Source organism: Alteromonas sp. ASW11-130 (genome assembly GCF_026183735.1).
Taxonomy (GTDB): Bacteria; Pseudomonadota; Gammaproteobacteria; order Enterobacterales; family Alteromonadaceae; genus Alteromonas.
In genome coordinates this window covers 1-24203 of record NZ_JAPFRE010000020.1, presented here as the reverse complement: position 1 = coordinate 24203, position 24203 = coordinate 1, and the positions used below count along the sequence as shown (strand labels likewise).

General features: G+C 43.9%; 20 protein-coding genes. 18 read left to right on the top strand and 2 right to left on the bottom strand.

All coding sequences use genetic code 11. From position 1 onward, the window contains the following. Positions 1-87 precede the first annotated feature (87 nt). Positions 88-885, bottom strand: coding sequence for a type I methionyl aminopeptidase (gene map, locus OPS28_RS07610; protein ID WP_265608860.1), 798 nt, complete (start codon positions 883-885; stop codon positions 88-90). Between the two features lie 330 nt (positions 886-1215). On the opposite strand from map, the gene rpsB reads away from it, so the two are divergent. From rpsB to tilS, 17 genes are all read left to right on the top strand, one after another. Then, positions 1216-1947 (top strand): 30S ribosomal protein S2, encoded by a 732-nt coding sequence (gene rpsB, locus OPS28_RS07605; RefSeq protein WP_265608859.1) that lies wholly within the window; start codon positions 1216-1218, stop codon positions 1945-1947. 128 nt (positions 1948-2075) lie between these two features. Continuing rightward, positions 2076-2948 carry a translation elongation factor Ts gene (tsf, locus tag OPS28_RS07600; protein WP_265608858.1) on the top strand — a complete coding sequence of 291 codons (873 nt, stop codon included), beginning with the start codon at positions 2076-2078 and terminating at the stop codon, positions 2946-2948. A 214-nt stretch (positions 2949-3162) separates the two neighbouring features. Next, complete coding sequence (pyrH, locus tag OPS28_RS07595) at positions 3163-3903, top strand: UMP kinase (RefSeq protein WP_265608857.1); 741 nt, start codon at positions 3163-3165, stop codon at positions 3901-3903. Between the two features lie 20 nt (positions 3904-3923). Beyond that, positions 3924-4481 carry a ribosome recycling factor gene (gene frr, locus OPS28_RS07590; protein WP_265608856.1) on the top strand — a complete coding sequence of 186 codons (558 nt, stop codon included), beginning with the start codon at positions 3924-3926 and terminating at the stop codon, positions 4479-4481. Between the two features lie 130 nt (positions 4482-4611). Then, complete coding sequence (gene uppS / locus OPS28_RS07585) at positions 4612-5295, top strand: polyprenyl diphosphate synthase (protein ID WP_442863976.1); 684 nt, start codon at positions 4612-4614, stop codon at positions 5293-5295. Positions 5296-5360: 65 nt separating this feature from the next. Continuing rightward, positions 5361-6224, top strand: a complete 864-nt coding sequence (locus tag OPS28_RS07580) for a phosphatidate cytidylyltransferase (RefSeq protein ID WP_265608854.1) — start codon at positions 5361-5363, stop codon at positions 6222-6224. Continuing rightward, positions 6224-7408 (top strand): 1-deoxy-D-xylulose-5-phosphate reductoisomerase, encoded by a 1185-nt coding sequence (ispC, locus tag OPS28_RS07575; RefSeq protein WP_265608853.1) that lies wholly within the window; start codon positions 6224-6226, stop codon positions 7406-7408. The genes OPS28_RS07580 and ispC overlap by 1 nt, the downstream gene beginning before the upstream one ends. Beyond that, complete coding sequence (gene rseP / locus OPS28_RS07570) at positions 7408-8760, top strand: sigma E protease regulator RseP (protein ID WP_265608852.1); 1353 nt, start codon at positions 7408-7410, stop codon at positions 8758-8760. The genes ispC and rseP overlap by 1 nt, the downstream gene beginning before the upstream one ends. A 66-nt stretch (positions 8761-8826) precedes the next feature. Next, positions 8827-11304: an outer membrane protein assembly factor BamA gene (gene bamA / locus OPS28_RS07565; protein WP_265608851.1), complete on the top strand. Its 2478-nt coding sequence runs from the start codon at positions 8827-8829 to the stop codon at positions 11302-11304. Between the two features lie 57 nt (positions 11305-11361). Beyond that, on the top strand, positions 11362-11877 hold the full coding sequence (locus OPS28_RS07560; RefSeq protein WP_265608850.1) for an OmpH family outer membrane protein: 516 nt from the start codon (positions 11362-11364) through the stop codon (positions 11875-11877). Between the two features lie 170 nt (positions 11878-12047). Next, positions 12048-12497 (top strand): 3-hydroxyacyl-ACP dehydratase FabZ, encoded by a 450-nt coding sequence (gene fabZ, locus OPS28_RS07555; protein WP_265608849.1) that lies wholly within the window; start codon positions 12048-12050, stop codon positions 12495-12497. Position 12498: 1 nt separating this feature from the next. Next, on the top strand, positions 12499-13266 hold the full coding sequence (gene lpxA, locus OPS28_RS07550) for an acyl-ACP--UDP-N-acetylglucosamine O-acyltransferase (protein ID WP_265608848.1): 768 nt from the start codon (positions 12499-12501) through the stop codon (positions 13264-13266). A 6-nt stretch (positions 13267-13272) separates the two neighbouring features. Beyond that, positions 13273-14424, top strand: a complete 1152-nt coding sequence (gene lpxB, locus OPS28_RS07545) for a lipid-A-disaccharide synthase (RefSeq protein ID WP_265608847.1) — start codon at positions 13273-13275, stop codon at positions 14422-14424. After that, positions 14417-14998, top strand: coding sequence for a ribonuclease HII (gene rnhB / locus OPS28_RS07540; protein WP_265608846.1), 582 nt, complete (start codon positions 14417-14419; stop codon positions 14996-14998). Before lpxB ends, rnhB begins: the two co-directional genes overlap by 8 nt. 10 nt (positions 14999-15008) lie before the next feature. Beyond that, positions 15009-18473, top strand: a complete 3465-nt coding sequence (dnaE, locus tag OPS28_RS07535) for a DNA polymerase III subunit alpha (RefSeq protein WP_265608845.1) — start codon at positions 15009-15011, stop codon at positions 18471-18473. Between the two features lie 33 nt (positions 18474-18506). Further along, positions 18507-19463, top strand: a complete 957-nt coding sequence (accA, locus tag OPS28_RS07530; RefSeq protein ID WP_265608844.1) for an acetyl-CoA carboxylase carboxyl transferase subunit alpha — start codon at positions 18507-18509, stop codon at positions 19461-19463. A 34-nt stretch (positions 19464-19497) separates the two neighbouring features. Then, positions 19498-20835 carry a tRNA lysidine(34) synthetase TilS gene (tilS, locus tag OPS28_RS07525; protein ID WP_265608843.1) on the top strand — a complete coding sequence of 446 codons (1338 nt, stop codon included), beginning with the start codon at positions 19498-19500 and terminating at the stop codon, positions 20833-20835. 17 nt (positions 20836-20852) lie between these two features. Here tilS and OPS28_RS07520 read toward each other — a convergent pair whose 3' ends face one another. After that, a complete protein-coding gene (locus OPS28_RS07520) occupies positions 20853-21758 on the bottom strand; it encodes a GGDEF domain-containing protein (RefSeq protein ID WP_265608842.1) in 906 nt (301 codons plus the stop codon). 160 nt (positions 21759-21918) lie between these two features. Here OPS28_RS07520 and OPS28_RS07515 point away from each other — a divergent pair, with 160 nt between their 5' ends. Beyond that, the gene (locus OPS28_RS07515) at positions 21919-23889 is read left to right on the top strand and encodes a monovalent cation:proton antiporter family protein (RefSeq protein ID WP_265608841.1); all 1971 of its coding nucleotides are present in this window, start codon (positions 21919-21921) and stop codon (positions 23887-23889) included. Positions 23890-24203 lie beyond the last annotated feature (314 nt).

The following is a 24203-nucleotide window of genomic DNA, read 5'->3' as shown; positions in this document are numbered from 1 at the left end:
TTGGTAATGAACTCGCACTTTATCACTGATTGGTCTGTATCATAAAGTGCTAGGTATATTGAATAGATATTCAATATACCAGTTGAGTCATGAAGTGTGACTGATTACTCGTGGTAAATCTTCCTCATCGCGTAATGTCAATATTTCTACGCCGTTTTCAGTAACCAGTAAGGTGTGTTCCCATTGCGCGCTCAAACTGCGATCTTTTGTAACGACCGTCCATTGATCAGGTAAAAGTTTACTGTAACGTTTGCCCGCGTTTACCATCGGCTCAATGGTAAAGCACATTCCGGCTTCAATTGTCTCACCAGTGCCAGGCTTTCCATAGTGCACAATTTGAGGGTCTTCATGAAAACCTGCTCCGATACCGTGCCCACAATATTCACGTACTATTGAATAGTTATGCTTTTCGGCATGCTGTTGACAGGCATGACCAATATCGCCCAGGGTTGTGCCAGGCTTAACTAATTTGATAGCGTTGTACAAGCACTCCTGCGTTACTCTAATCAAGCGCTCAGCAAGAATGCTTGGCTTTCCCACCACAAACATTTTTGACGTATCACCATGATAACCATCTTTTATCACAGTAACGTCAATGTTTAGCGTGTCGCCATCTTTTAATTTTTTATCTGAAGGAATGCCATGACAAATAACATGATTAACTGAGGTGCAAATAGATTTAGGAAACGGCGGATGACCATAATTCAGTGGAGCTGGAACGGCACCTTGCACATTTACTATATAGTCATGGCATAAGGTATTTAGTTCATCCGTAGTCACGCCTTTTTTAACGTGTGGTGTTATCATGGTTAATACGTCCGCAGCAAGCTTGCCAGCCACGCGCATTTTTTCTATTTCTTCAGCCGTTTTAATAATTGCAGCCACTGTCTTCCTCAATTAAAAATTTAAACGCTTTCACCAGGTATTACCTGACTCGATATCTTTTTATGTTAGCGTTAAGTAGCCTAACTGTATAGTCTAGCCAATAAGAAAGCAGCGCAAAACCCGCATCTGATGTTCTCTTTAACTTGAGTCTTGGCGCCGGTCATGGTATAAAGCGCCCGCATTTTGCAAACCACGTTTCAACATAGCGTGAAACCGTGGGAAATTAACTTAAATAACACACATACATCGACACTTTTGATCGGGGTGTCCATTAAATTGGATCGATAAAAAGGATGTATGGAGGCCTAACCCCATTTTGAGGAATTAAACATGGCAAACGTTTCAATGCGTGACATGCTGAAAGCTGGCGTGCACTTTGGTCACCAAACTCGTTACTGGAATCCTAAGATGAAGTCTTACATCTTCGGTGCACGTAACAAAGTTCATATCATCAACCTTGAGAAAACTGTTCCACTTTTCAATGAAGCACTTAACTACCTTTCAGGTGTTGCTTCTAAAAAAGGAAAAATCCTTTTTGTCGGCACTAAGCGTGCTGCGGGTGAGGCGGTAAAAGAAGCTGCACAAAAATGTGACCAGTTTTATGTAAACAAGCGTTGGTTAGGTGGAATGTTGACTAACTGGAAAACAGTTCGTCAGTCAATCCGTCGTTTGAAAGAGCTTGAGCAGCAAAGCCAAGACGGAACCTTCGAGAAATTGACCAAGAAAGAAGCGCTGATGTTACAGCGTGAAATGGACAAGCTTGAAAGTAGCTTAGGTGGTATTAAAGATATGGGTGGCCTGCCAGACTGTATCTTTGTAATCGATGCCGACCACGAGCACATCGCAGTAACTGAAGCACGTAACCTGGGCATCCCAGTTGTTGGTGTAGTAGATACAAATTCAAACCCAGATGGTGTTGATTACATCATACCGGGTAACGACGATGCAATCCGTGCAATTCAACTTTACTTGAATGCGGCAGCAGATGCGGTGAATCAGGGTCGTAACAATAACCTTGAAGCACAAGCTGAGCAAGACGACTTCGTCGAAACGGTTGAATAATACTGGCACAGCATTCTGATACTTTCGTTTCGACCTAACTATGCAGATTGCGTAAGTAAAGTATTTATTTAGAGGGGCGACATGCCCCTTTTACCTATCAAATTAATTTATTGCTGAGGAATTGAAAAATGGCAGTGACTGCAGCACTAGTTAAAGAACTACGTGAGCGCACCGGCGCAGGCATGATGGATTGTAAAAAGGCTTTGATGGAAACTGATGGTGACATCGAGCTGGCCATTGAAAACATGCGTAAATCTGGGCAGGCTAAAGCAGCTAAAAAAGCGGGTCGTATTGCCGCTGAAGGTGTAATTCTGACCAAAGTAAGTGGCAATCGCGCTACGATGCTTGAACTTAATTGTGAAACTGACTTTGTTGCACGTGATGAAGGTTTTCTTAAGTTTGGTAACCAGATCCTTGACGTTGCCCACGAAAACAACATTAATGACATCGAAGAACTGAATAATGCAGAACTTGATGGTCAGAAAATTTCTGATGTGCGCGACACTTTGGTAGCGAAGATTGGTGAAAATATTTCTCCACGTCGTGTTATCAACGTAGAAGGTGACAATCTTGGCGCCTACGTTCACGGTGGACGCATTGGTGTTATCACTATTTTCAACGGTGGCGATGAGCAGTTGGCAAAAGACGTAGCAATGCATGTTGCTGCGGCTAGCCCACAATTCACTAAGCCTGAACAAGTTCCAGCTGAAGTTGTTGAAAAAGAAAAAGAGATCCAGATCGAAATCGCAATGCAATCAGGGAAGCCAGCTGACATTGCAGAAAAAATGGTTGCGGGTCGTATGAAGAAATTCACGGGCGAAATCAGCTTAACTGGTCAACCTTTCGTGAAAGATCCTTCCATGACTGTTGGCGAGCTTGTTAAGAGCAAAAATGCAGATGTCATTAATTTCATTCGTTTTGAAGTCGGTGAAGGTATTGAGAAGAAATCTGAAGATTTCGCTGCAGAAGTAGCCGCGCAAATGGAAGCTGCAAAGAAATAAGTGTGACTTAGACTTTTGCATTTTGTGAATGTCCGATACACTACGAGGCACCTCATTTGAGGTGCTTTTTTATAAGTGAATAAGCAAATCTGTTAGTGGTGAAAAAAGGACAACGACTAACTAAGCTTCTATACCAGTCTAACTAAGCCGTTTGTTGTGATTTTTTTATTAACGAGAAATGACACCAGCCGCCTTGATGAGGATTATTTAACAAATGAGTATCACACCGAAATCTGCATATCGCCGAATTTTACTTAAGTTAAGTGGTGAAGCGCTGATGGGAGCTGAAGGGTTCGGTATCGATCCTAAAGTACTGGACCGTATGGCGCAGGAAATTAAAGAACTAGTTGAGCTTGGTGTACAAGTTGGATTAGTTATAGGTGGTGGGAACCTCTTCCGCGGCGAAGGTTTAGCTAAGGCAGGGATGAATCGTGTAGTCGGCGATCATATGGGTATGTTGGCTACCGTGATGAACGGATTAGCGATGCGTGATGCGCTACATCGCGCTTTTGTTAATGCAAGATTAATGTCTGCTATTCCATTAAATGGTGTGTGCGATGCTTACAACTGGGCGGAAGCCATCAGTTTGTTAAAGTCGGGACGGGTAGTTATATTTTCTGCTGGTACAGGTAATCCATTCTTTACCACTGACTCGGCAGCATGTTTACGGGGCATCGAAATTGAAGCGGACGCGGTATTAAAAGCGACTAAAGTAGATGGCGTGTTTAGTGATGATCCGGTGAAGAATCCTGATGCGACTCTGTATAGCCAGCTGACGTATCAAGAAGTGTTAGAAAAAGAACTAAAAGTAATGGACTTGTCCGCCTTTACGCTGGCACGAGATCATAAAATTCCGATCCGAGTCTTTAATATGAACAAACCGGGCTGTTTAAAACGTGTTGTAATGGGAGAGCCAGAAGGCACGTTGATCGACCATGCCGAAAAATTAAATTAGTAAAAAATAGGAACACCATTGTGATTGATGAAATTGAAAAAGATGCTCAGGAACGTATGGAAAAAAGCGTGAGTGCATTGAAAAGTCAATTAAGTAAAATTCGCACGGGTCGCGCGCACCCAAGCTTATTAGATGGCATCATGGTACCGTACTATGGGGTAGATACGCCGTTAAAACAAGTGGCAAACGTTGTAGCTGAAGATAGCCGTACATTAGCGCTGACAGTCTTTGATAAAAGTGCAATCCAGGCGGTTGAGAAGGCTATTATGCAATCGGATTTGGGCCTAAATCCGATGAGTGCTGGCGCTGCTATACGGATTCCTCTTCCACCATTAACAGAAGAGCGTCGTAAAGACCTGATTCGTGTTGTTCGCAACGAAGTGGAACAAGGCCGTGTAGCTGTGCGTAATATTCGTCGAGATGCAAATAGCGATATTAAAGAGTTGCTAAAAGAGAAAGAAATCAGTGAAGATGAAAGTCGCGCAGCAGAAGAAAATATTCAGACTCTGACCAACGATTATGTCAAAAAATTAGACGTACTGTTGGCAGATAAAGAAAAAGAGTTAATGGAAGTGTAAGCCGATTATGCTGGCAAAGCGGTCTCGCGAAAAATCAAAGCCTGACGAGAGTCAGGCTTTACAATCAGAACAAGGTAATGATCAATCTACGTTTGCTGCGATCAGTAGTCCTAAGCACGTTGCCATTATAATGGATGGAAATGGCCGCTGGGCTCAGAAAAAAGGCAAAATTAGAACGTTTGGTCACAAAGCTGGCGTTGAGTCAGTGCGCGCTGCGGTGCGCTTTGCCCGTCAAACTGATATTCAATCCCTGACATTGTTTGCGTTTAGCAGTGAAAACTGGAAACGGCCTGAAGATGAAGTGTCAGTATTAATGGAACTATTTAATCTTGTTTTGAATAGTGAAGTGAAAAAACTGAATAAAAACGGTGTCCGTCTAAAAGTGATTGGCGATGTTTCTGCCTTTGACGACAAACTGGTTAACAAAATTCGCAAAGCTGAAACACTGACAGCAGAAAACCGCCAGCTAGTGCTTAATATTGCAGCAAACTATGGCGGAAGATGGGACATTGTTAATGCCGCTAAGCAATTAGCTACGCAGGTTCAGCAGGGTGAGATAACTCCCGAGCAAATTGATGAAAGCCTATTTGATGCTAAAATATCGACTCATCAGGTGCCAGAACTGGACCTTTTAATTAGAACCGGCGGTGAGCATCGGATAAGTAATTTTCTATTATGGCAATGTGCCTATGCTGAGTTGTACTTCACGGATGTGTTATGGCCAGACTTTAACGAAGAAGTATTTCAAACTGCTGTAAATGATTTTAAATCACGCCAAAGACGCTTTGGACTTACAGGTGAACAAGTCAGCTAAGCAAACAGTAATAATTAAAAATAACCAAGGACAGTTCTCACGTTGACGAAGCTGAAACCCTACACATGCTAAAACAAAGAATCCTAACGGCGTTAATTCTTGCACCGCTGGCCCTCATAGCCATTCTGTTTTTACCTATTTGGTGGTTTGAAGTTGTAATAGCCGCCGTGGTGGGGCTTGGAGGCTATGAATGGGCCAATATGTCAGGAATCAAGGCAAGACCTAAAAAATTGCTTTTCATGGCTGCTATGTTTTTATCTTGCATCGTATTGGCTATGCTGGTGGATAACAGTGTAATTTGGTACCAAGGCCAACTTCACGGTATTTACCAGTTCATTCTATTTGTTGCGGTGATCTGGTGGATTTTCTCATTAGCTATGATTTCCGCGTATCCACGCTATTCGAGCTATTGGCGCACCAGCGTTAAACTCCGCAGTTTGTTTGGTTTCCTTACACTAATCCCCACTTGGGTGGCAGTCGTGTCGCTTCGTACCAGCTTATTTGATATCGATCCGCTATATGGTGCATCACTCATCTTTTACGTGTTGGGTATAGTATGGGCGGCTGACATAGGTGCGTTCTTTGTTGGAGTAAAATTTGGTCGACATAAGTTACGGCCTAATGTGTCTCCGGGTAAAACTTACGAAGGATTGATCGGCGGTATAGCGGCTTCTTTCGCCATTATTGCCTTTGCGGCATTACATTATCAGGTAGAGCCTTCGCGTATCTGGTTGCATCTTCTTATTGGTGGAATTACTGTGGGCGTGTCGGCGTTAGGTGACCTTAACGAGAGCATGTTGAAACGTTGTGAAGGTATAAAAGACAGTGGTCGGATCTTACCGGGTCATGGCGGTATATTAGATCGAATAGACAGTTTAACCGCGGCCTTCCCTGTTTTCGCATTTTGTTATGTTAGCTGGATGGCCTAATGCAGACAATTACCATACTCGGGGCCACCGGCTCTATTGGTGTAAGTACGCTTGACGTAATTAACAGACACCCGGATAAATACCGGGTGTTTGCGTTGACAGGGCACACCCAGATTGAGAAATTGCTGGAACAGGCGCAGCGCTGTGCCGCACGATATGTAGTCATAGCCGATAAGTCCGCTTACCAACGGGCAATGGACTACGCAGCTACATTAAGCGAGTTCCATTCAGAAATCTTATGTGGTCCACAGGCGCTGGAAGAGGTAGCGAGCGCCCCAGAAGTAGATGCAGTAATGGCGGCAATCGTGGGAGCAGCGGGCCTTATCCCGACGTTAGCTGCGGTGAGGTCAGGTAAAAAAGTACTGCTGGCAAATAAAGAAGCATTAGTTATGTCGGGGGCGCTTTTTATCGATGCGGCGAAGCAATCCAATGCGACTATTTTGCCCATTGATAGTGAACATAACGCTATTTTCCAATGTCTACCGCTCGATTTCGAGTATGGAAATCTTAGCGCGTCGGGAATCCATAGTATCTTACTCACAGGTTCCGGCGGTGCCTTTAGAACAAGAACGTTATCGACGTTCGCTGATATTACGGTGGATGAAGCTTGTGCACATCCAAACTGGGATATGGGGCGCAAAATTACTGTTGATTCCGCGACTATGATGAATAAAGGATTAGAGTTTATCGAAGCATGTTGGCTATTTGGGGCTAAACCTGATGATATTTCTGTCGTTATTCATCCACAAAGTACAATCCACTCCATGGTACAGTATGTCGACGGCTCTGTTATTGCCCAGTTAGGCAATCCAGACATGCGTACGCCAATCGCTCACGGACTCGCTTTTCCGCAGCGAATTGATGCTGGCGTAAGTTATTTAGACTTTGCTAACGTGGCCTCTTTAGAGTTCGATACACCATGTTATGAACGTTATCCTTGTCTGAAATTAGCCATAGATGCATGTAATGAAGGTCAATGTACGACCACGCGTTTAAATGCGGCAAATGAAGTTGCGGTTGAAGCTTTCCTAGATAAACGGATAAAATTCACCCAGATAAGTGAAGTGAACGAAGAAACGCTAAATCTATTGGAACCAATGCGCGTTTCTTCACTCCAACAAATTCTGGAACAGGATAGACGGGCAAGGGAAGTTGCCAACGAGGTTATCAGAGGTTTGAATTAGTGTTCGCATTTTTATGGAGCCTGGGGGCGTTTATCGTCGCACTGGGAATATTAGTCGCCGTACATGAATGGGGACATTTTTACGTAGCTCGCCGTTGCGGAGTAAAAGTTGAAAGGTTCTCCATAGGTTTCGGAAAGCCGCTTTGGCGGCGTCTTGGCAAAGATGGCACTGAATATGTCATTGCCGCTATCCCCTTAGGTGGCTACGTCAGAATGCTGGACGAAAGAGTCGATCAAGTGAAAACTGAAGATCGCCACCGAGCATTCAATAATCAATCGCTGGGCAAAAGGATGGCAATAATTGCTGCAGGCCCAGGGGTCAATTTTTTATTTGCTATCGCTGCTTTATGGCTGATGTATTTAATTGGCATAGAAACTGTAAAACCCGTTGTTGGGGATATTCAACCAAGCAGTATTGCCGAGCAATCCGGGCTAAAAGTGGGCGATACCATTGTTTCGGTCGGTGATAATTCAACTTCCGACTGGGAATCCGTCAATCTTGAGCTGGTTTCGTTTATTGGTGAGAAGCAACTTCCCCTTGAAGTCAGAAACGCATCTGGCTCGCTTCGACAACTTTCCTTTGATATTAGCTCTTGGCAATTTGATCCTGACAAAGCCTCTGCTTTAAGCAGTTTAGGTTTAACCCCATTTACCCCTGACCCAACCCTCACTATTCGTGTAGTGGGAGATGATAGTCCCGCTGCTCAGGCTGGTATTCAGACCGGCGATATCGTTAAAGCGGTGAATGGTGTTGAAGTAGAAGCATGGCAAGAAGTGGTTGCAATAATACAGGCGTTGCCTGGCCAACCCGCTCAAATAGATTTACACCGCGAAAATAGTATAATTACCGTCCAAGCATCCGTTGGTCAACGTGAGTCGGCAGGAAGCTTACAAGGTTATTTAGGTGTCAGTCCCGACTTTGAGCCGTGGCCACAGGGCTATATATTTACGCATCACTATGGTCCAATCGAAGGCTTCGAGCGAGCTGTAGATAAGACCTGGCGCTTGGTGACTTTAAGTTTACAAATGATCGGCAAATTGTTTACCGGCGATGTATCGGTTAAAAGTCTTAGTGGCCCCATATCAATTGCGCAGGGTGCAGGGGTAAGTGCTGGGTATGGGTTAGTGTACTTCTTAAGTTTTCTTGCTCTGATAAGCGTTAACTTAGGGATTATCAACCTGCTTCCCTTGCCAATGCTGGATGGCGGTCATTTAATGTATTATTTGATTGAACTAATTACCGGCAAACCTGTCCCTGAAGAGGTGCAGGAATGGGGATTTCGAATCGGTGGTATGTTATTGTTCACCATAATGAGTATCGCCATATTTAATGATATAAGTCGTATCACCTGATGAGTGACTAGTTACAAGCTCTCTTACGTGCGCACACAGCAAACGCGGCCAGGAAAATAAAAATAGATGAAGTTAAAACAGTTAGTAGCAGCCGGAATCGTTCTATCCAGTGCTAGCTTTGCCAACGCCCAGACAACTAACAGTGAATTCGTTGTCGAAGATATCCGAGTGGAAGGATTACAACGTGTAGCTTTGGGCGCTGCACTTACCTATATGCCGATCCAAGTTGGGGATCAATTGAATGACTTTCGAGTAACACAGCTTATTCGCTCTTTGTACTCGTCCACTCATTTTGAACGGATTACCGTTTCCAGAGATGGCAACACGCTGATTGTTCGTGTTTCAGAAAGACCGACAATCAGTACTATTACCTTTGATGGCAACGACGATATAAAAGATGAACAATTGCAGGAAAGCCTGGATGGCAATGGTATCCGTATAGGCGAACCGTTGGATAAAACGGTTTTAATTTCTATTGAAAATGGCCTCAAGGATTTCTTCTACAGTATTGGTAAATATAATGCTGAGGTGAATGCAATTGTCACCCCTCTTCCCAGAAATCGTGTGGATTTAAAGTTCTCATTTGAAGAAGGTGATGCCGCCGAAATTCAACAAATAAATGTTGTTGGTAACACGATATTTTCAGACGCGGAGTTGTTGGATAATTGGGAGCTTCAGTTTGATACTCCTTGGTGGGACTTTTTGTCAGAAACGCGATATCAGCAACAGACGTTGCAAGGCGATATGGAGTCGTTAAGAAACCATTATCTTGACCGCGGTTACCTCAGATTCAATGTCGATTCAACGCAAGTTTCGATGACGCCAGAAAAAGATGGTATTTACGTAACGTTGAATGTTTCTGAGGGAGAACAGTACACAATATCTGATGTAGAACTGGTTGGAGATGTGCTTGGTTATGAAGAGTATGTCATGCAAGTTCTACCTTTGACCGCGGGCGAGCTTTACAACCAAGCTGAAGTCACTTACGCAGAAGAATTCATCAGTAAATATCTGGGCCGATTTGGATATGCTTATCCAACCGTTACTACGGTTCCTGAAATAAATGATGAAGACAAAACGGTTAAATTAAGCTTGTCAGTGGACCCTGGAAAACGGATTTATGTAAGACGAATTAATTTCAACGGAAATTCGGTTACCTCTGATAAAGTACTAAGACAAAGTGTCGTTCAAATGGAGGGGACGTGGCTGTCAAACGCCACCTTAGAATCATCTAAGAACGCGTTGTCTCGACTGACCTATATGGAAGAAGTTGAATTTGAGACTATTCGGTTACCTGGTCAGGACGATATGGTTGATGTCAACTTCAATGTTAAAGAACAGCCTTCAGGATCTTTCACCGCGGGTATAGGTTACGGTGACCGTACGAAACTAAGTTTGCAAGCGGGTATTCAGCAAGATAATTTCTTGGGAACGGGTAAGCGATTAGGTTTTAATATTAATACAGTCTCATATCAACGTTCGGCTCAACTGACCTATAATGACCCCTATTTCACTATTGATGGAATTAGTCTCGGTGGAAGTTTAAGTTATAGTGAATTTGATGGTTCTGACTTCAACGTTATTCAATATAACTCCAAGCAATGGTCTATCGGAGCAAATGTTGGTTATCCTATAAACGAATTCAACCGCATTAATTTCGGTTTGACTTATTCCGATGTTGAGCTATTTAACCGAAGTTTTTATGAGCAAACTGAGAAGTTTTATAGCCAATTTACAGCCGAGGGCGACCCCGATGCACCAATTAACTATGACAGTATTTTGGCCAGTGTAAGTTGGAGCAGGAATACTCTTAATAGAGGACTATTCCCTACGGCAGGCTCGTCTCAGCAGGCATCATTCTCCATTACTACGCCGGACTCAGATGTAAATTACTTTAAATCTATTTTCGACACCAAGTTCTATTTCCCATTAAGTCGCAATCAAAAGTGGTCTATTTTGACGCGGTTAAGACTAGGATATGGTAATGGCTACGATGTTATTAATGGCAATGAGCAAGTGTTGCCTTTTACCCAAAACTTTACGGCAGGTGGATCAGAAACACTCCGCGGTTTTGAGAATAACACCATCGGGCCAAGAGGTATCAGTCGTTCATCACCAATTGCCAATGTAGGCCCTGATGGTACGCCTTATCCCGGTGATCCGCTTTCTGACAATATTACTATTTCCAGACGAAGTTTAGGTGGTAACGCGATGGCGTTAGGTGGGGTGGAACTCATCGTGCCGACACCGTTCGTCGAAGAAGACTTTAATAACTCTGTTCGCACGAGTTTATTTGTAGATGTGGGCAACGTCTGGGATACAGAGTTTGACTATGATGAATATAAAAACCTGACTCAAAGAAATGCAGAGGATGGAGGTTTATTAGACTATTCAGATTGGAAGCTGTATCGTAGTTCTGCTGGAATTTCGGTACAATGGATCTCGCCCATGGGGCCTATGGTGTTTAGTTTCTCTAGGGCGCTTAAAGAGCGTGACGGAGATGATGCGAAATTCTTTACATTTAATATTGGACAAACATTTTAATTTTCTCGGTCAATAACCGGTAAAACATATATAAAAACATATATAAAGGAGTTCCTTTTGAAACAGTTGGCAAAACATATCGTAGCGACAGCGATGTTTGGTAGTGCGCTTGTAAGTACGTCCGCCATGGCTGAGCAAAAAATTGGTGTAGTAGATGTGCAAGGTGTGTTTCAAGCAATGCCTCAGGCTGCTGAAATCGCAAATAACATCCAAATCGAATTCAAAGATCAAATTGATGAAGTGAGCCAACTTCAAAAAGATGGTCAGTTTTTCGCTGAGCGCTTGCAGCGCGATGCTGCAACCATGAGCGAACAAGAAAAGAAAGAGCTACAGGACAAAATCATGGGTGTTCGTGAAAAACTTGCTGAAAAGGGCCAACCTCTTCAACAAAACATCCAACGCCGTCAGAACGAAGAACGTAATAAAATGCTTGCACTTATCAAACAGGCAATCGATACCGTAGCGGCAAAAAGTGACTATGATTTAGTTCTTTCCTCTGGCGCTGTTGCGTATGCAAAGGAACAACACGATTTATCAGACAAAGTATTAGAACAAGTTAAGAAAGCCAATTAATTTAACTCGTTAGTAAAAATTTGTTATGCTTTATTCAGTCGGGCCAACATTAAAGCTGTTGGTCTGATTTGTTTTTACTGATGAAAAGCGTATGGTTGCCGCGCTTATTATATTTACGGCAATCTGCTTCACCATATGGGTTGAAGTAGGGTGTGGCATAGGAGAAACGTTTGGCCAATTCACTCAATATGATCGACATTCAGGAAATTCTCGATCTCTTACCTCATCGATACCCTTTTTTGCTAGTTGACCGAGTAACCGATTACGTTGCCGGTGAGTCGATCAAGGCATTTAAAAATATAACCTTTAATGAACCCTGCTTTACTGGGCATTTTCCGGGGCAACCCATTTTCCCTGGGGTATTAATTCTCGAAGCCATGGCTCAGGCGGCGGGCGTTTTAGGGTTTAAAACTATGGGAAAAAGCGACAAGCTTTATCTTTATGCCGGAATCGATAACGCACGTTTTAAACGGCCGGTCGTACCAGGAGACCGCCTGGATTTCGATGTGGAATTAGTTAAAGAGAAACGGGGTATATGGAAATTCAGGGGCAAGGCGAGTGTGAACGGCGAAAATGCCTGTATCGCTGAATTTATGTGTGCAATGAGAGAGATGAAATAACGTGATCCATAAAACCGCTGTCATTTCAGATAAAGCGACCATTGGTCAGAATGTTAAAATTGGTCCTTTTTCTGTTGTGGGCGATAACGTCAGTATAGGGGACGGGTGTATATTAGAATCCCACGTGGTAGTGAAAGGTGAAACTACCATTGGTCAAAATAATCATTTCTATCAATTTTCATCTATTGGTGAAGATTGCCAGGATAAAAAGTATGCCGGAGAGCCAACCAAATTGGTGATTGGGGATAACAATATTTTTAGGGAAGGTTGCACAGTTCATCGCGGCACTGTTCAGGATAAAAGCCTCACCCAGATAGGCACTAACAACCTTATAATGGTTAACGCCCACATTGCTCATGACTGTGTGTTAGGCGACAATATTATTATTGCTAATAATGTTGCTGTTGCCGGTCATGTTCACATAGGTGACTTCGCAATTTTGGGAGGCGCTTGCGGTATTCATCAATTCTGTAAAGTGGGAGCCCATGCATTTGTAGGGGCGGGCGCAATCATTCTTCGTGATATTCCACCTTATGTAATGGTAGGGCACCAAGCTGTACCGCAAGGGATTAATTCAGAAGGTTTGCGCCGACGTGGATTTTCAAGCGACGCGATCCTGGCTATCAAGCGGGCTTATAAAGCCCTTTATAGAAAGAACAATACACTCGCCGAAGCTTTGTCCATTATTAAAGAAAGTGCGCAAAGCCAATCTGAACTTGAAACGCTCACTTCATTTATCGAGAAAAGTGATCGCGGCATTATTCGTTAACTACACATGACTACAAAACCTGTCCGTATTGGCATTGTTGCTGGTGAACCGTCTGGCGATGTGTTGGCAGCCGGCCTTATCCGCGAACTTAAATTACTTTTCCCCAATGCTGTTATTGAAGGTATCGGCGGTGAAAACATGCAAGCCCAGGGCTGCGAGTCCTTATTCGATATGGAATCACTCTCAGTAATGGGCCTAGTGGAGGTATTAACTCATTTGCCTTCCATTCTCAAAATTAAAAATAAACTGATAGAACATTTTACCGCTAATCCCCCAGATGTTTATATTGGGGTAGATGCACCAGATTTTAATTTGCGAGTGGAAGCGGAATTAAAGCGCCGCGGGATTAAAACGGTTCACTATGTTAGTCCGACGGTGTGGGCCTGGCGGGAAAAACGCATTCATAAAATCGCGAAAGCCACAAATCTCGTGCTTGGTTTGTTTCCTTTTGAACATATAGTGTACGATCGCTATAAGGTACCTTATTCCTATGTAGGCCATACTATGGCTGACATTATACCTTTTGAGCCTGACCAAATCGTGGCACGTGAAGCACTTCAAATTGACTCTGACACAACCATGATTGCAGTGTTGCCGGGGTCAAGAGGCGGCGAAGTCAAGACGTTGCTTCCTAGCTTCACACAGACCATAAAAAAAGTTCTGATCAACTTACCCGATGCGGTGTTTTATATTCCTGCTGTAAATCACCGACGTTATGAGCAAATAGACGAATATTTGCGCACTAACGTGCCTGATTTACTAGGTAAATCGATTTACTTACGAAAAGGTCAAGCCAGAGAGGTGATGATTGCCAGCGATGCGATTCTACTGGCTTCTGGTACCGCTACACTAGAAGCGATGCTATGTAAGCGTCCAATGGTGGCAGCCTATAAATTAGCGCCCTTGACCTATCGTATTATGCAACGTATTTATAAAGCAAAGTATTTCAGTTTACCGAATCTACTCGCGGATGAACGTATCATTCCTGAGCTACTACAGGGTGAAGTTAACCCCAACAATATGGCGCGCTATCTATTGCACTTTTTAAAGCAAGATAATCGACAACTAATAGAAAAGTTTACTGATTTACACCGCATGCTGAAGCAAGATGCTGATAAGCAAGCTGCAAAAGCGGTGGCTGAGGTTATTTATGAATAAGCTGATCGCGGGCGTAGACGAAGTCGGGCGTGGACCACTAATTGGCGATGTAGTAACCGCCGCAGTCATTCTTGATCCGTCAAAACCCCTGGAAGGGTTGACCGATTCAAAAAAGTTATCGGCTAAAAAAAGGGAAGCATTGTCGGTACTGATTAAGCAGCATGCCTTAGCATGGTCAATTGGCAGAGCGAGCCCAGACGAAATCGATTCCCTTAATATCTTACATGCAACTATGCTGGCAATGAAGCGGGCTGTTGATAATCTGATAATCAAGCCCGAATTTGTAAGAGTGGATGGCAACCGCATTCCAGATTGGTCCTATGCTGCCGAAGCTGTTGTAAAAGGGGATAGTTTGCATGCAGAAATCTCGGCCGCTTCTATTCTGGCAAAGGTAGAAAGAGATCATGATATGCTCGTTCTACACAAGCAATATCCACAATACGGCTTCGATGGGCACAAAGGCTATCCTACCAAAGCGCATTTTGCTGCACTAGCAGAACATGGCGTGTTACCCTTACATAGAAAGAGCTTTAGACCCGTGCAGGCACATCTTTGTGCATTTATTGCGAAGTAAGAGTTAATCTATGACATCTCCATTTATTCATCTGCGTGTACACAGCGACTTCTCTATGATGGATGGGCTTAACAAAGTTAAACCTATTCTTGAGAAAGTATCTGATTTGAACATGCCTGCCGTTGCTATAACCGACCAAATGAATATGTGCGGTTTAGTAAAATATTATTCCGAAGCTCACGCACGGGGAATAAAACCAATAATTGGTGCTGACTTTTGGGTGGTCAATGAAGAGTTTTCAAAAGAACCTTTCCGTTTAACGCTATTAGCAATGAATAATGAAGGGTATAAAAATATAACCCTTCTTATTTCCAAAGCGTATTCAAGAGGGTACGTTTGCCATCGACCTGCCATTGACCAGGCATGGCTGGCTGAACATGCTGAAGGTGTAATTGTGCTTTCAGGCGCCTCCCGAGGTGACGTGGGCGTCGGGTTAACAAAAAACAATAATAAGTTGCTGACGCAGTCACTTAATTTTTATCAAACCCACTTCCCTGACCGATTCTATCTGGAACTGATTCGAACTGGGAGAGGTGGTGAAGAAGACTACCTACACCGGGCGGTTGAGTTAGCCGATAAAAATGGTTTACCGGTAGTTGCAACAAACGAAGTCTGTTTTATAGAGCCTGAAGGCTTTGAAGCCCATGAGATTCGCGTATGCATTCATGATGGGTTTACGCTGGACGATAATCGCAGACCTAAAAATTACAGCGAGCAACAATATCTACGCAGCACAGAAGAAATGGTCGATCTTTTTTCTGATATTCCCGAAGCCATCGTGAATACAGTAGAGATTGCGAAGCGTTGTAATGTCACAGTTAGATTGGGCGAATACTTCCTTCCGCAATTTCCTACTGGGGGGATGACTACCGAAGATTTTTTGGTAAAAAAATCCGAGGAAGGGTTGGAAGAACGACTGCAATTTTTATTTCCGAACGAAGAAGAACGGGCCGCTAAGCGTGGCGAATATGATGAGCGTCTTAAGATAGAATTAGATGTTATCAACCAAATGGGTTTTCCCGGTTACTTCCTGATCGTAATGGAATTTATTCAATGGAGTAAAGACAACGGAATCCCAGTTGGTCCTGGACGTGGTTCAGGTGCAGGGTCCCTGGTAGCCTATGCATTGAGCATAACAGACTTGGATCCTTTGGAATTCGATCTTCTCTTCGAACGATTTCTAAACCCAGAACGGGTATCCATGCCTGATTTCGACGTCGATTTTTGTATGGACCGGCGCGACGAAGTCATCGACCACGTGGCAGACCTATATGGGAGGCAAGCGGTTTCGCAAATTATTACCTTCGGTACCATGGCAGCAAAAGCAGTGGTGCGTGACGTTGGGCGTGTGCTTGGGCATCCTTATGGCTTTGTAGATAGAATTTCTAAACTTATTCCTTCTGACCCAGGCATGACGCTAAAAAAAGCGTTTGAAGTCGAGCCAAGATTACCTGAATTGTATGCGGATGATGAGGAAGTAAAAGACCTTATCGATATGGCTCGTATTCTCGAGGGTGTTACCCGAAACGCTGGTAAGCACGCTGGGGGGGTGGTTATTGCGCCTACCACAATAACCGACTTTGCACCTTTATACTGCGATGATGAAGGCAACAATCCCGTTACTCAGTTCGACAAAAATGATGTTGAAACAGCGGGATTAGTAAAATTCGATTTTCTTGGTTTACGCACCCTTACCATCATTCAGTGGGCTATCGATATGATTGCCGCGGGTAAAGGAACAGAGATTGATATAACGGCGATTCCGCTGGTAGACAAACGCAGCTTTAAAATGTTGCAAAACGCAGAAACCACAGCGGTGTTTCAGCTTGAATCGCGTGGAATGAAAGAACTTATCAAACGTCTCAAGCCCGACTGTTTCGAAGACATTATCGCGCTTGTTGCCCTGTTTAGACCTGGGCCACTTCAATCAGGCATGGTAGACAATTTTATCGATCGTAAGCATGGTCGTGAAGAAATCTCTTATCCTGATGCTGAATATCAGCATGAATGTCTTAAAGAAATATTAAACCCTACTTATGGCATTATCTTGTACCAAGAACAGGTAATGCAGATTGCTCAGGAAATGGCAGGCTATTCCTTAGGTGGCGCTGACTTGCTTCGCCGGGCAATGGGTAAGAAAAAGCCCGAGGAAATGGCCAAACAGCGGGCAGTCTTTGCTGAAGGCTCAGCAAACAATCAGATTGATCCCGATCTTGCGATGAAAATTTTCGATCTGGTAGAAAAATTCGCCGGTTATGGCTTTAATAAGTCGCACTCTGCGGCGTATGCGTTGGTTTCTTATCAGACGCTATGGCTCAAAGCACATTACCCCGCTGAGTTTATGGCTGCTGTTATGTCTGCTGACATGGACAATACGGACAAAATTGTGACATTGGTTGACGAAGTTAACCGCATGGGCTTAAAAATCCTGCCCCCAGATCTTAATGCTGGCTTATATAAATTTACGGTTAATGAAGACGGTGACATTGTGTATGGGATCGGCGCGATTAAAGGGGTAGGCGAAGGTCCTATCGAAGCTATTATTGAAGCCCGAGAAACTCACGGTAAGTTTACTGACTTGTTTGATTTTTGTGCTAAAGTGGATATCAAACGGGTTAATAAGCGCGTACTTGAGAAATTAGTTCTAGCCGGTGCAATGGATAATCTAGGCCCTCATCGTGCCGCGATTATGGCTTCTTTACCAGAAGCTATTGCTGCGGCGGATCAACATGCTAAAGCTGAGTCCTATGGTCAATCTGATATGTTTGGCTTATTAACCACAGAGCCAGAACAAGTGGCACAGGCATTTGCTGATGTCCCTCACTGGCCGGAAAAGGTCTGGTTAGAAGGTGAAAAAGATACACTTGGGCTATATTTAACCGGGCATCCAATCAACCAATATGCGGATGAGATACGCCACTATGCTGATGGGCGGCTGGTTGATGCCAAGCCGACCGGAAAAGATCAGATGGCAAGCTTAGTCGGTTTGGTTTTAGGCGTCAGAGTTATGACGAATAAGAGAGGTCGACGCTGGGCTATTGTCACACTGGACGATAAAAGTGCCAGAATGGACGTAAGATTTTTTCCAGACGTATACGAACAATTTGAAAGTCTTCTGGAAACCGACAGGATTTTGCTGATAAAAGGACAGGTCAGCTTTGATGATTTCTCTGGCGGCAATACAATCACCGCCCGAGATGTGATGGATATTATTCAAGCTCGTGAGCAACACGCACGGGCGTTATCATTAAAAATTGATTTGCAGCATTGGCATAATGACCGTGTAGTTGCTTTAGAAAAAGTGTTGCAGCCTTTTAAAGGCGGCAGTTGTCCAGTTCAGTTAGATATCATCCATGTGGATGCAGAGGCGACAGTGGCGTGTGGTGCACAATGGTATGTAACACCTGAAGATCAGCTATTGCATGATCTTAAGCAATGTTTGGGTGATGAGTCCGTAGCGCTTAAATATCATTAAGACTGATTTCAGGGTAGTAAAAAAGGGTACAGAATGAGTATACAGTTTTTAGATTTTGAACAGCCTATTGCAGAATTAGAAGCAAAAATAGAAGAGTTAAGGCTGGTCAATCAGGGCGGTGAGTTCGATATTGGCATTGAAGAAGAAATCAATCGCCTGCGCAGTAAAAGTGCTGAACTAACTAAAAAGATTTTTGCTGATTTGGGCGCCTGGCAGATATCACAGGTGGCACGCCATCCTATGCGCCCGTATACCCTTGATTACTTAAATAAAGTCTTTGAAGACTTTGATGAGTTAGCAGGTGATCGAGCCTATGCCGACGATAAAGCAATTGTCGGCGGCTTAGCGATGTTGGACGAGCAGCCGGTAATGGTAATTGGTCATCAAAAAGGGCGTGATACCACCGAGAAGATTAAGCGTAATTTTGGTATGCCAAAGCCGGAAGGGTATCGTAAGGCATTGCGTTTAATGAAGATGGCAGAACGCTTTAAACTACCCATTATTACACTTATCGATACCCCAGGAGCGTATCCGGGTGTGGGGGCCGAAGAACGCGGACAAAGTGAAGCCATCGCACGAAACTTGTTTGAAATGGCCGAATTGCAAGTACCTATTATTTGTACCGTAATAGGTGAAGGTGGTTCGGGAGGCGCATTAGCAATTGGCGTGGGAGATAGAGTCAATATGCTACAGTACTCAACCTACTCAGTTATCTCGCCCGAAGGCTGTGCTTCTATTTTGTGGAAAAGTGCTGAAAAAGCACCATTAGCTGCTGAAGCGATGGGTGTAAGTGCTCCTAAAATTAAAGAATTAGGATTAATCAATGCAATAGTGGAGGAACCTCTAGGCGGTGCACATCGAGACCACGACGGCATGGCGGCCAATTTGAAGGCGACGCTTAAACAACAGCTAAGCCAGTTAATGAGCTTAGATACGTCTACATTGATGGAAGAGCGTTACCAGCGTTTAATGTCATTCGGCTACTGTTAGGAGTAGCCATCAGTTAGCAGGGCTGGAGGAACATTTGGATAACATTCGCGCTACTGTACTGGCCGAACTTCAACATGCATTATCTACCCTGCAATCCCAGCCAGTTCCTGCGCAAACCTTAGTGGTGGCGTTAAGTGGCGGTAAGGATTCAGTAGTGCTACTGGATATCCTTTATCGTATAGCGGGCTCGGAAGAGGACAACCCTTATAAACTACCTTCTCTCTATGCCTTCCATGTTAACCATGGTCTGAGTTCGGAGGCAGACGATTGGATGCACCATTGCTCTATTTTATGCGCCCACCGCAATATTCCATTTGAGTCAGCGACGGTTACCCTTCAATCAAAACCGCGAATCAGCCTCGAAGCTCAAGCTCGAGAACTACGGTATACACGTTTACTAGAATTTACGAAACGAAAAAACGGGGTATTAGTCACTGCTCATCATTTACATGACCAAGTGGAAACCATGCTGCTGCAGCTTAAGCGAGGGGCAGGGCCAAAGGGCCTGGGAAGCATGCAGGCGGTAAGCTTTCGCAATGAGGTGCCGATAATACGGCCCATGCTCGATGTTAGCCAAGAAGCCATCAATCAATACGCAATTACCAGTAAATTGAGTTGGGTAGAGGATGAGTCAAATATAGATGAGCGGTTCGATCGTAACTTCTTGCGTCGGCAAATAATACCACTTATGGAGGCCAGGTGGCCGGCTGTTTCTAGAGCTATTTCGCGCAGTGCTCAATTTTGCAATGAACAGGCGCAGTTATTAGAACAGGTATCAAAAGAAAAACTTCTATCATTGCAGGATGCCGAGAATAAACTGGATGTGGCCCTCTTGCTTGACCACAGTGAATTATGGCAGAAACAGATTTTACGGGAATGGCTTCGACAGTTTTTCCCCTTATCCCCTTCATCATCGGTACTATTGCAAATCCAAAAAATGTTGATTGCTAAAGAAGGAAGCCAGCCATTAGTGGGAATTGGAGAGTATTCGGTTAGACGGTTTAAAGGAAAACTGTGGTGTATCAACCGATTTGAACATTTACCTGAACATTTACCTATTCCAGATACGGGCGTGACTTTACCCGTATGGGGGAAAAGGCTAAATGTCGACGTTGCAAAGGATGCACAATGGGATCGAGGAAGTTTGTCGTTGGTAACAGGTTTGCCTTCCATTAAACTAAGGCCTGTAGGAAAATTGCACAGCAAACTATTCAAAGAGTGGCTAAAGGAGTGGGAGGTGCCTCCTTGGGAGCGAATTCAGGTGCCGCTGGTATTTTACAACGATTCACCCGTCGCGGTATGTTTGCACAATCAAATTGTGGCACTTCAGACGCCACCTACCGTTCCCTTATTAGAATTTAGCTACAATTAAAGGAAAATCTTTGCCGATTACGCGGCAAGGTAAGCATTTTTACCTGTTCTTTTTACCCGGTAAAGCGCATCATCAGCTCTTTTAAATACGCTGTCTACCTCTTCTTCAGGATGGAATATTGCACCACCGATACTACAAGAAATACCTCGCATTTGCATAAACGCACAATTATTTACCAGCTGATGCAGGCGGTTAGCAACGGCTAATAAGTCGGCGGAAGTCTCGCAGTCTAGTAAACAACAGAACTCGTCGCCCCCAAACCTGAATGCCTCGTCTGAATGCCGCAGCGCCAACTTTATATGCGTTGCGACTTCCTGTAATACCCGGTCACCCTCTTGATGACCATGATTGTCATTCACCAACTTAAAATTATCCAAGTCGATAACCAACAAAGCGAATTGCTCTTGATGACGACGGCAACGGCTGGAAAGACGTTTGCATGCTTCATCAAAGCCCGCTCGATTGCCTAAGCCTGTTAACGCATCTTTGGTTGTAATTAGCTTAAGGCGTTTGAACTCAAGTGCATGCTGGAGCTGTTGAGTAAAGATCTGATGCATAGTTGCTAGCGTATTGCGTTCTTGACGATCAGGGTCTTCATAAAAGCTGTAGCTCGCAAACAAGTTCTGAGTACCTAACCCACCAGCAATATCCACAAAGGGTAAAGTGACTATGCGGGGGGCGCAAATACTTTCACTTCCGAAGCATAAATTAGGCTGGATTGAAGTTAAGTCGATCTTTGCTAAAGGTAAGGCCATACTTAACTGACGAAAGTAGATGGAGCCAAGCGTATCTACATCAATGGTAGATAGTAACTGTTTCATAAATGTATTCAGATGATATGTAGAATACGTTGAACTTGCTTGTGCTAGCGAAACAAAGTTGTCCTGACCTGTGCTATCGTAGATAGTATTGGAATAATCCATGGCTAGGCTCCTGAATATATATCTAATAAATACTGAGGTTTGCGTTGACGATAACGTGATAACGCAATCGACAACTTTCTGACGATTTTGGGGCCTCAGCAACTGCGTATTTAAGTATAGGCAAAAACTATGCCTGCTATTCAACGAAGGGAGTGATGTATTGGGCGATATTTTTGTACAAGTCGTTTTGTTGATGGTTCTTGCTGTATTGTGCGTGGCATTTTTCAGGCGCATTCATCTTCCCCCAATTCTTGCCTATCTGTTTGCTGGACTCATTGCGGGTCCTGAGTTTGTTTCACTCTTTCCCTATCCTGAAGATATGCATTTGTTAGCTGAGATAGGTATTGTTTTTTTACTTTTTTCCCTTGGATTAGAGTTCTCGCTCCCTAAATTGCTGGCTATGCGCAACCTGGTGTTTGGTGTGGGTCTTGTTCAGATGTTATTGACCATGCTGGTATTTTCGCTGGTTTTGCTGTTCTTTGATTTCAGTGTACCCATCGCATTAATAATTGGAGGGATGTTCGCACTTAGCTCAACCGCTATCGTTATTAAACAGGTAACTGAATTAGGAATCCTCAATAATCGGCGTACTCAATTAGCAATAAGTATTTTGTTATTCCAGGATTTAGCGGTCGTACCATTTTTAATTGCTATTCCTATCATGGCCTCTGCCGAGCACGTGAGTTTTACAGCGGTGCTTCTGCAAGCATTATTGAAAGGCGTATTTGTAGTCGCGTTACTGCTATCAATTGGTAAATGGATTTTACCCTGGATTTTTCGCGAAGTGGCGCGCAGTAGAACAGATGAGTTATTTGTACTAACAACTATACTAGTCGCATTATTAGCCGCCGGCCTCACTTACGCTTTTGGATTGTCTATGGCTTTAGGGGCGTTTTTAGCAGGTATGATGCTCGGTGAGAGCCAATATAAATATCAATTGGAAGCAGATATCCGTCCGTTTCGCGATATCTTAATGGGGTTATTTTTTGTCACTGTGGGAATGCAGTTGGACTTATCTGCTTTGGCAAAACATGGGGTGTGGATTGTTCCGGGCGTTCTCGCTCTGATGATAGTGAAAATTCTGTTAGTACGTTTAGCTACGCGATTATTCCATTGCGACCCCCTAGATGGTTGGGCGGCGGGTATCAAGCTTTGTCAAATCGGCGAATTTAGTTTCGTTATAGCCGCTTTAGCCGCCACTGAAGGTGTATTCTCACCCCAACTTTCTTCGATTCTGATCAGTATGGGCGTAGTCAGTATGGCAATTACTCCGTGGCTAATCAATCACAGTCGAAACCTTGCGCAGAGATTAGTTGGGACGCCTGATTATATTGATTCTTTTGACCCGGAAAAGTTCTCAAGCGAAGGAATAAACAACCATGTAATCATCGCGGGATTTGGGCGAGTAGGTCAGTCTGTCGCAAGGTTACTTAAGATGGAAGCCATTCCTTTTATTGCCGTTGATATTGACCCTGTACGGGTGCACGAAAGCAGCAATGCGGGAGAGCCAGTCATGTTTGGAGACGCCTGTCAAAAAGACATCTTGACAGGGGCTGGCTTGAAGCAAGCTAAACTCGTTTTAGTAACATTCGACTTACCAGATAAAGCCATTTTATTAATAGACGCTGCGAAAAAGTTAAACCCCAAGATTGAAGTGATGGTTAGAATAAAGCGTGACTATCAATTAGACTCACTCTACCAAGCCGGTGCATCACATGTGGTGCCTGAAATGCAGGAAGGCAGCTTGATGTTGATTTCTCAGGTACTGCATTATGCAGGCGTTCCGATGTCACGTATTCTTAAAAGAGTTAGAGCGGAAAGAAAGGGACGCTATGACCATTTGCATGGTTTTTATCCTGGTGAAACCACAGAAATCTCTTATGGCACAGAAGATAAACTAGAGTTTATCCACGCTATTGTTTTAAACGAACATGCGTCCTGTTTGGGTAAGTCATTAAAAGAACTGGATTTGGCTCGCTTAAGAATTAATGTCCGGGGATTGCGACGAGAAGGGAAAGAGGCGACGGATCCTGACGAGTCTGCGGTGCTGCAGAAAGGAGACGTACTAATTATTGCAGGGAAACCGAGAAGAGTGGAGCGAGCTGAACGTTTTCTGCTAGAAGGAAGCTAATTATCATTTGAAAAGTCGTTATTCCGTTACGCCGTAACGCAGTAGAAGCGCGGCTTCCCTCCATTCGTCCTTAAGACCTACGACTGAAGCTTTACGCAGAATCGTCATTCCGTCCTGCGACAGAAGCTTTACACGGAATCGTCATTCCCTCGAAAGACGGAACCTCCTTAACACGTTGGTGAGCCTTAATACGCGCACTGTACGGCCACGTTGAGGTGGTTTTGAGGGATTGCAGCCTTCGCCGATGTATGGACTCCCTCCCCATGGGGGAGTAACGTAATAAGTGCCTAAACTTTTACTAAGAGTCCATACAT